8 protein-coding genes are annotated in these 7,940 nt (G+C 71.0%); 3 read left to right on the forward strand and 5 right to left on the reverse strand.

Annotation, left to right across the window (positions count from 1 at the left end; genetic code table 11):
• Positions 1-48: 48 nt before the first annotated feature.
• From ABZZ04_RS36765 to ABZZ04_RS36775, 3 genes are all read left to right on the forward strand, one after another.
• Positions 49-1,212: a beta-ketoacyl synthase N-terminal-like domain-containing protein gene (locus ABZZ04_RS36765; RefSeq protein WP_356936592.1), complete on the forward strand. Its 1,164-nt coding sequence runs from the start codon at positions 49-51 to the stop codon at positions 1,210-1,212.
• Positions 1,209-2,213, forward strand: coding sequence for a beta-ketoacyl synthase N-terminal-like domain-containing protein (locus ABZZ04_RS36770; protein ID WP_356936593.1), 1,005 nt, complete (start codon positions 1,209-1,211; stop codon positions 2,211-2,213). Before ABZZ04_RS36765 ends, ABZZ04_RS36770 begins: the two co-directional genes overlap by 4 nt.
• Before the next feature lie 190 nt (positions 2,214-2,403).
• Positions 2,404-3,225 (forward strand): hypothetical protein, encoded by an 822-nt coding sequence (locus ABZZ04_RS36775; protein WP_356936594.1) that lies wholly within the window; start codon positions 2,404-2,406, stop codon positions 3,223-3,225.
• A 104-nt stretch (positions 3,226-3,329) separates the two neighbouring features.
• Here the strand turns inward: ABZZ04_RS36775 and ABZZ04_RS36780 are convergent, their stop codons facing one another.
• The 5 genes from ABZZ04_RS36780 to ABZZ04_RS36800 form a co-directional block, all read right to left on the reverse strand.
• Complete coding sequence (locus ABZZ04_RS36780; protein WP_356936595.1) at positions 3,330-4,109, reverse strand: alpha/beta fold hydrolase; 780 nt, start codon at positions 4,107-4,109, stop codon at positions 3,330-3,332.
• Between the two features lie 22 nt (positions 4,110-4,131).
• Positions 4,132-4,350 carry an MbtH family protein gene (locus tag ABZZ04_RS36785; protein WP_356936596.1) on the reverse strand — a complete coding sequence of 73 codons (219 nt, stop codon included), beginning with the start codon at positions 4,348-4,350 and terminating at the stop codon, positions 4,132-4,134.
• Positions 4,351-4,804: 454 nt separating this feature from the next.
• On the reverse strand, positions 4,805-6,964 hold the full coding sequence (locus ABZZ04_RS36790) for an MMPL family transporter (RefSeq protein ID WP_356936597.1): 2,160 nt from the start codon (positions 6,962-6,964) through the stop codon (positions 4,805-4,807).
• Positions 6,965-7,200: 236 nt separating this feature from the next.
• The gene (locus ABZZ04_RS36795; RefSeq protein WP_356936598.1) at positions 7,201-7,416 is read right to left on the reverse strand and encodes an acyl-CoA carboxylase epsilon subunit; all 216 of its coding nucleotides are present in this window, start codon (positions 7,414-7,416) and stop codon (positions 7,201-7,203) included.
• Positions 7,413-7,940 (reverse strand): carboxyl transferase domain-containing protein (locus ABZZ04_RS36800; RefSeq protein ID WP_356936599.1); only part of this gene is annotated, 528 nt, incomplete at its 5' end. The genes ABZZ04_RS36795 and ABZZ04_RS36800, both read right to left, overlap by 4 nt.

Consider the following 7,940-nt stretch of genomic DNA (forward strand, 5'->3'; position numbering starts at 1 on the left):
CGGTATCGGTCAATTGTTTTGCACTATCCGGAGGAGTGAGGTGCGCCGGTGACGGTCGTTGTCACGGGACTGGGAGCGGTGACCTGTTTCGGCAGCGGGGTCGAGGCGCTGTGGGAGGGGCTGCTGCGCGCCGACCGGCTGCCGGTCCCGGCTCCGGACGCCTGCGGCCTGCCGGAGCACCCGCATCTGTACGCGGCGCCCGATCCGGCCGAACCGGCCCCGAAGTCCCCGGCGCTCGACGGCGACGTCCCCGGACGGACCAGCACCCTGGTCGTCACCGCGGTCGCGGAGGCCCTGGCCGAGGCCCGCCTGACCGGGGAGGACCTGCTCGACGCGGGCCTGACCGTCGGCACCTCGCTCGGCGACATCGACGGGCCGGAGGCGCCCGACGCTCCGGGACACCGTCTCGCCACCCATCACGTGGCCGCCGTGGTCGCCGACCGGTTCGGGATCGGCGGCTGCAGCCACACCCTGTCCACCGCCTGCTCCGCCGGGACGTACGCGGTGGGCTGGGCCGCCGAGCTGATCGAGACGGGCCAGGCCGATGTCGTGATCGCCTGCGGCGGCGACGCCTTCTCCCGGGTCGCGGTCGGCACCCTGCACCGGTTCGGGCTGCTGGACCCGGAGTGCTGCCGCCCCTTCGACACCGACCGCGCCGGAATGGTCACCGGCGAGGGCGCGGCGGCCATGGTGCTGGAGTCGGCCGAGTCGGCCCGTCGCCGGGGCGCGACCGCGCTGGCGGTCCTCGCCGGGCAGGGCTGGAGCTGCGACGCCCACCACCCGATGGCCCCGGAGCCGTCGGGCGAACAGCTGGGCCGGTCGGTCTCCCTGGCCCTCGCCACCACCGCCAAGGCCCCCGGCGCCGTGGTGCTGCACCGGGCGGGCGTGGCGCTCAACGACTCCGTGGAGAGCACCGCCGTCACCGAGGCCCTGGCGGCCGTCGGCGACCCCGCCGAGGTCGCCGGCTACGCCCCGAAGGCCGTGATGGGGCACACCGCGGGAGCCGCCGGCGTCTTCGGCTGCGTCATCGCGGCCCGGATGCTGCGCCACGGCCTGGTCCCGCCCAACGCCCATGTCGCCACGGTCGACCCCGCGTCCTCGATGCGGGTGCCCCTGGGCGAACCGGCCGCCCTGGCCCGACCGTCCGTGCTGGTCAGCGGAACCGGCTTCGGGGGCAACAACGCGGTACTCGCCTGGGAGGCCTCCGAATGACCGTACTGATCACGAGCGTCGGCGTCGTCGCCGAGGATCCCGGCGCGGCCGGGGAGCACCCCGACGGCACCTGGTTCGCACCCGCCGAGCACCTGGGCAGACGTGGCTGGAAGTACTACAGCCCGGCCACCCGGTACCTGCTCGCGGCGGGCAACCTGGCGCTCGGCCGACGCCACGACGACCCGCCCCTCACCGGTGGGCCGAGCCTGCGCTTCGGTGTGGTCACCGGCACCCAGTACGCGATCGCCCATGTGCACCGGCGGATGAACCACGTGCTGAGCACCGAGGGCGTGCGGGGCATCAGCCCGGCGGAGGTGCCCGGGTTCTCGATGAGCACTCCCGGCAGCCAGCTGGCCATCACCACCGGGGCCCGCGCGTTCTCGGTCACGCTGACCAACCCCTTCACCGCCGGCCTGGAGGCGGTGCACTTCGCGACGACCGCGCTGCGCACCGGCCGGGCCGACCGGGTGGTGGCCGCGGCGACCGACCAGGCCCCGGCCGGGGACCAGCGCCGCGGCCAGTACGACGGTGCCGCCGCCGTCGTACTGTCGACGCCGGAGGCGGCCGACGGCGCCGAGGCCCTGGCCGCCGTCACGGGCGGCCTCTCCCGCTTCGTCGTCCGGGGCACCGACGGCACCCCGGACCGGGCCGCCCTCGCGGCGACCGGGAGGCGGATCGCCGCCCTGGCCGGGGGCGCGTCCGGCCCGCGGCTCGTCGTCAGCGCCCCGGCCGGCGCCGTGGACCTGGGCGAAGCGGTCCGCGACACCGTCGCGACGGCCCTCGCCGCGGCCGGGACCCCGCCGCACGACCCCGCGGGCACGGTGACCGAGGCCCGGCACTGCGCGGTGTCCGGGCTGCTGGAACTGATCGCGCTGGCCGGTGCCGGGGAGCCCGCCCTGCTGGTGTCGGTCTCGGAGTCCGGGCATCTCACCGCGGTGGCACTCGACAGCCCGATTCGGACCTCGGTCCATAAATCGACCGAAAAGCGCATATCCCTATAAGGATATAGAAAATTTTGACCGCGAATGACGGCTCGGATATCGTGCCAACATGACAGTAATGGTGGAGCAGCCGACCTCACGACTGAATAAGATACGCAGAATCAGTGGCTACGGCACCGCCATTGCGGTTATGCCGTACATGCTCATCAAAATCGCTTGGACGTTCGGCCTCTTCCTTCCGACCGAGGAAATGGGTGAAGCGGACTGGCGCGCCATCAATGCGACGACCGCGGTGCTCGCCGCGGTGGGCATCCTGCTGGCGGCGGCGTTCAGCCGGCCCTGGGGCGAACGGATTCCCGCCTGGCCGATCGTCCTGCCGGTATGGGTCGGCACCGGTCTGCTCGTACCCATGCTGGTGCTGGCGCCGATCCTCGGCCCGGCCGCCATGTCCCGGGACGAACAGGCCGACTCCTCCACCAACTTCTGGGTCTACGAGCAGGTCTTCGTGATGATCTCGCTGGTCGGGGTCGGCATCGGCCTTCCGCTCGCCCTGGCCGGCTACGCCCGGTCCCGGTGGCCGGAGGCGTTGAGCGGGCCGACCGAGTGCGGGGACGCCCCGGGCAACACCCGGGCCCTGCAGACCACCGTGGCCCGGCTGCTCTGCGCGGGCTGCGTCGTGCTCGGCGCCGTCAAGCTCTTCTGGGCGGTCGGCGGCACCGTCGGCCTCGACCCCGACAAGCTCGAACACCGTGACATGTGGTGGCACCTGCTGTCGGCCAGCACCGGCGTCTGGGCCCTCGCCGGGACCTGGGGCCTGCTGGTGCTGACGAGCCGTCGGGGATCACGGCGGTTCTTCCCGCCCATGGCGGTGACCTGGATCTCGTCGGGCATGCTCTTCTCGTACAGCATCTACAGCCTGCTCACCCATCTCGGCGACGACCGCCCCGCCCCCGAGTACGACCTGGCGCACCTGCTGACCGGCCTGGCCGGCACCGTGCTGGGCGTGCTCATGGGGATGATCCTCCTGCTGGTGCTGCACGACCGCAGGCGCGCCCTGCGCGAGAACGCCTGAACCCCCTGCGACGACAGACGACAACACCGATGCCGCGCCGAGAGAATCGGCGCGGCATCGGCATACCGTCATCCGTACACGCCACAAAGGCGATTGAGGCAGTGTCAGGAAAGGGTGCCCGACCGGCCGGCCTCCACGGCGGACCCGAGGAACCGCCGCGGCAGCCCGGCCCACACGTCCGTCTCGTAGAAGTGTCCGCCCGGCAGTTGATGCGCCTCGAAACCGCCGTCGGCCAGAGACTTCCAGTCCTGCTCCACCACGGGGAACGGCTCGGCGTCCCGGGTGCCGTAGAGCAGCCTCAGCGGGACCCTCGCCCGGGTGCCCCGCGCGTAGCGGTAGGACTCCGACACCCCGAGGTCGGCGCGGAGCAGCTCCACCGCCATCCTGCGCAGCTCCGGCTCGTTGGCCACCACCGGGGACATCTGCCCGAACTCGCGCATCCACGCGACGAGGGCGTCGTCGCTGTCGGACGAGCGGGGCACGTCGTCGCGCAGCTCCCGCTTGTGCGGCGCCGTGCCGCCGGAGACGACCAGTTCCGTGGGCGGTGCGACGCCGAGGCGCTCCAGCTGTGCCGCGACCTCGAACGCCACCCAGGAGCCCATGCTGTGGCCGAACAGCGTGTAGGGCCGGTCGGCGAGACCGCGGACCGCTTCCACCGCGTCGTCCCGCAGGGCGACCCAGTCCCGGGCGAACGGCACCCCGAAGCGCGCCTCCCGGCCCGGGTAGCAGATCAGCGCCAGATCCACGTCTTCCGGCACGGCTTCGGCCCACTGCCGGAAGGGGGCGGTGCCGCCGCCGCAGTAGCTCAGGCACACCAGAACCCGGTCGGCCCGCGGGCGCGGCCGGGGCCGGAACACCGCCGCGGCGGAGGAACCCGTCTGCATGATCGTCCTCTCCGGTCGCCGTCTACTCGGCGGCGGCCATCTGGCGCACGAGGCTCAGCGGGCGCATGTCGGTCCAGTTCTCGTTGACGTAGTCGAGGCAGGCCTGCCTGCTGTCCTGGCCGTGCTTCACCGTCCAGCCCGCGGGAACCTCGGCGAACGCGGGCCACAGCGAGTGCTGGCCCTCGTCGTTGACCAGTACGTAGTAGCTGGCGTCGTTGTCCTCGAAGGGGTTCGTGCTCATCGTTGTCTCTCCCACGTGGTCGGCATTCGTCAGTATCGACCCGGCCGGCGTCGCCGTTCGGGCGTCCATGAAAGCGAGGAAGCACCATCCGTACGGATTTCCCGGACGGATCGCTCGACGTCGCACGGCGCCCGACCGAGGCTTCACACGGCATCCGGCCGGCAACACGGCAGAAATCCTGATGACCTAGGACGCCGCACCGAAACCCTACCGATCCCGAAGGCGCTTCTCGCCGCCCTGTTCAGGAAGCTGCGCCCCTCTTGCATAAGTCGTGCGCACGGGATTTCGGCGGGGGTCCGCCGCCGCTGCTCCGCGGGTGGCGGGCGGCGGGCGGCAGGCGGCAGGCGGCAGGCGGCAGGCGGCAGGCGGCAGGCGGCAGGCGGCAAAGAAGAACGCCGCCCGCCCCTCGGCCGGGTTCCGGCCGTGGGACGAGCGGCGGCTCACGCCTGTCGGGTCACTGCCTCCCGGCGGTGACCAGGGGGTCGGCGTCGGGCTCGCCCAGCTCCTCGGCCGCGCCTCCCCCGGGCGTCTCGTTGCGGTTGCCCGGCCACCAGGCCCGGCGTCCCACCAGCGTGGTGACCGCGGGGACCAGGAGGATCGCCATCACGAACGCGCTCAGCAGGATGCCGAACGCGACCGCGAATCCCATCTGCTTCAGCATGGAGTTGTCGGCGAGCATCAGGACGCCGAAGGTACCGGCGAGGATGACCGCGGCGGCGGCGATGGTGGGAACGGACTGCGTGACGGCCAGCCGGACGGCCTCCCGGGGCTCCTTGCCGCTCCGGATCTCCTCGCGCAGTCGGGCCACCATCAGGATGTTGTAGTCCGTTCCGATGGCCGTGACGAAGAGGTAGACGATCACCGGCAGCATGAACAGCAGCCCGTTCGAGCCGTCCTGGAACAGCCAGACGGTGGCGCCGAGCGTGCCGCCGAAGCCGAGGCCGACCGCGACCATCAGGTACAGCGGGGCGATGAGGCTGCGCAGCAGCAGACCGAGGATGATCATGATCGCCACGGCGGCCACCGGGAAGACCAGCTTGTAGTCACGGTTGACCGCGGTCTGGATGTCCGCGAGCACGGCCGTGCTGCCGCCGACGTACTGCTCGGTGCCCTTCGGCGCCGCCCCGTGGACCGTGTCCCGCAGATCGCCGTTGACCAGCTCCAGGGCCTCGTCCGCGCTCGGGCGGAAGTCGAGCACGACGCTGAACTGCGCGACGTCGCCCTTCGGGCCGACCAGGGCCGGGGACACCTGGTTCACACCCTTGACGCCCTGCAACTTGGCCTGGTAGCCCGCGAGTTCGCCCTTGTCGAGCGCCGCACCGTCGGTGGCCTTCACATAGACCTGCGTCGGGTCGGACTGCCCGGCGGAGAAGCCCTTCTGGAGGCGGTCCATCGCCTGGACGGACTCCAGGTTTTCCGGCAGCGAGCTCTCGGTGTCGTACTCCGCCTTGAAGCCGAACACGCCCAGGGCCGTCACCAGCAGCAGACCGCCGGAGACGGCGGCGACGAGGGCGGGCTTGCGGGAGGCGAAGGAGCCGACCCGGTTCGCGATCACGTTCTTGGGCTGCTTGCGCCATGCCTTCGAGGGCCAGAACGCCTTGGTGCCCAGCAAGGAGAAGACCGCCGGGACGAGGGTGAGCGCGGCGATCAGGGTGACGGCGACGGCGATCGCCAGCGACAGCCCCATGCTGCTGAGCATGCCCATGGAGGACAGCAGCAGCGCGACGAAGGCGGCGATGACGACACCCGCGGCGGACGCGATGGTCTCACCGACCCGGCCGGCGGCCGAGGCCAGCGCCTCCTTGGGCTCCTGGCCCTCGCGCAGGTGCTCGCGGTAGCGGAACAGCAGGAAGAGCGTGTAGTCGGTGCCGACGCCGAAGAGCACCACGATGAGGATGGCGGAGATGGAGGCGGGCGCCTCCAGGCCGGCGAGGTTGCTGGCGGTCGCGATGACGCCCATGGTCACCATGAACACGAGGCCGATGATGAGGACCGGCATCAGGGCGATGATCGGGCTGCGGAAGATGACCAGCAGCAGCACGATGATGAGAACCAGGGTGGCCATCATGACCATGGCGTCGGTGCTGTCCGACGCCTCCTGCGAGTCCAGCATCGTGGCCGCGGCACCGGTGAAGCCGAACTTCAGCTCTTTGCCGGAGAGTTGATCGGAAGTGGCGGTTCGCAGCTTCCCGACGGATTCGACCAGTGCCTCGTCCTGCATCTGCTGGGTGGAGGCGTACACCTGGACGAGGGCGATCTTCCCGTCCGGCGAGACGGCCTTCGGGTCCGTCACCACCTGGCTGATCTTCTCGAACTTCCGGCCCTGCAGGCCGGTCGCGATCTCACCGACCTCCTTCTTGTCGGCCTCGGTCAGCTTGCCGCCGTCGGACCGCTCGAAGACACCGATGGCCGCCGGCTGGCGGTTCTGCGGGAACGCCTTCTGCTGGATGTCCGCTGCGCGTACCGACTCGTAGTGCGACGGGAGGAACTCCGCCTGGTCGTTGGTCGGCTTCAGCTGCGGAGCCAACGCGATCAAGGCAGCGGTCGCCACCAGCCAGAGAGCGATGACCAACCATGGGCGGTTCACCGAGAACCGCCCGATTCCACGGAACATGGAAATCCTCCACGACTTCACTGCGGCTTCCCGGCCGCCGATTACCTGACACTTGGACCGCCACGCTGCGCAAGGCGGTGCCCTTCTTCAAGTAGTCGTGCAGCTACCTGCAGCCACCACTTGCGTCGCGCTCCTCGCACCGCGCACCGCCGGTCGGCCGCTGCCTCCCACAACAGGGAAAACAGCAGCCCACACGGCTGATCCACGTGATTCATGCCACGGTGCGGCGGACCGCTTCAGCGCCCCGCGCGCCAGGAGACCTTCGGCGAGGCCGGGGCTTCCGCACGGCGCCAGGGCGCCTGCACGGGACCGGCCGGACCGCTCCCGCCGTCAAGCCCCTGTTCCTTGAGGACGCCGAGCACCACCGCGACCGCCGCCGCCAACTCCTCGGCGGTCGGGGAGCCGTGGACCACTCTCAGCAGGGATCCGTCCTGCCCTGACGCGGCGCTCATGCGGGCTGGTTGCCGTGCTTGCGCGACGGCAGGTCGGCGTGCTTGCGCCGCAGCATGGCCAGGGCGCCGATCAGTGTGTGCCGGGTCTCGGCGGGGTCGATGACGTCGTCGACCAGTCCGCGCTCGGCCGCGTAGTAGGGGTGCATCAGCTCGGTCTTGTACTCCTTGACCAGCTGGCCGCGCAGCATCTCCGGGTCGTCGGAGTCGGCGATCTGCCGGCGGAAGATGACGTTCGCCGCGCCCTCCGCGCCCATCACCGCGATCTCGTTGGTCGGCCAGGCGTAGCACAGGTCGGCGCCGATGGACCGGGAGTCCATGACGATGTACGCGCCGCCGTACGCCTTGCGCAGGATCAGCGAGATCCTCGGCACGGTCGCGTTGCAGTACGCGTACAGCAGCTTCGCCCCGTGCCGGATGATGCCGCCGTGTTCCTGGTCGACGCCGGGCAGGAAGCCGGGTACGTCGACGAGGGTGACCAGGGGGATGTTGAAGGCGTCGCAGAACTGGACGAAGCGTGCGCCCTT

This window comes from Streptomyces sp. NPDC006435, assembly GCF_040612315.1.
Taxonomy (GTDB): Bacteria; Actinomycetota; Actinomycetes; order Streptomycetales; family Streptomycetaceae; genus Streptomyces.

Coding starts and splice junctions, on each gene's coding strand:
- ABZZ04_RS36780 (WP_356936595.1), bottom strand. CDS start 4,109: ATGCAGACGGGTTCCTCCGCCGCGGCGGTGTTCCGGCCCCGGCCGCGC.
- ABZZ04_RS36790 (WP_356936597.1), bottom strand. CDS start 6,964: ATGTTCCGTGGAATCGGGCGGTTCTCGGTGAACCGCCCATGGTTGGTC.
- ABZZ04_RS36775 (WP_356936594.1), top strand. CDS start 2,404: ATGGGTGAAGCGGACTGGCGCGCCATCAATGCGACGACCGCGGTGCTC.
- ABZZ04_RS36795 (WP_356936598.1), bottom strand. CDS start 7,416: ATGAGCGCCGCGTCAGGGCAGGACGGATCCCTGCTGAGAGTGGTCCAC.
- ABZZ04_RS36785 (WP_356936596.1), bottom strand. CDS start 4,350: ATGAGCACGAACCCCTTCGAGGACAACGACGCCAGCTACTACGTACTG.
- ABZZ04_RS36770 (WP_356936593.1), top strand. CDS start 1,209: ATGACCGTACTGATCACGAGCGTCGGCGTCGTCGCCGAGGATCCCGGC.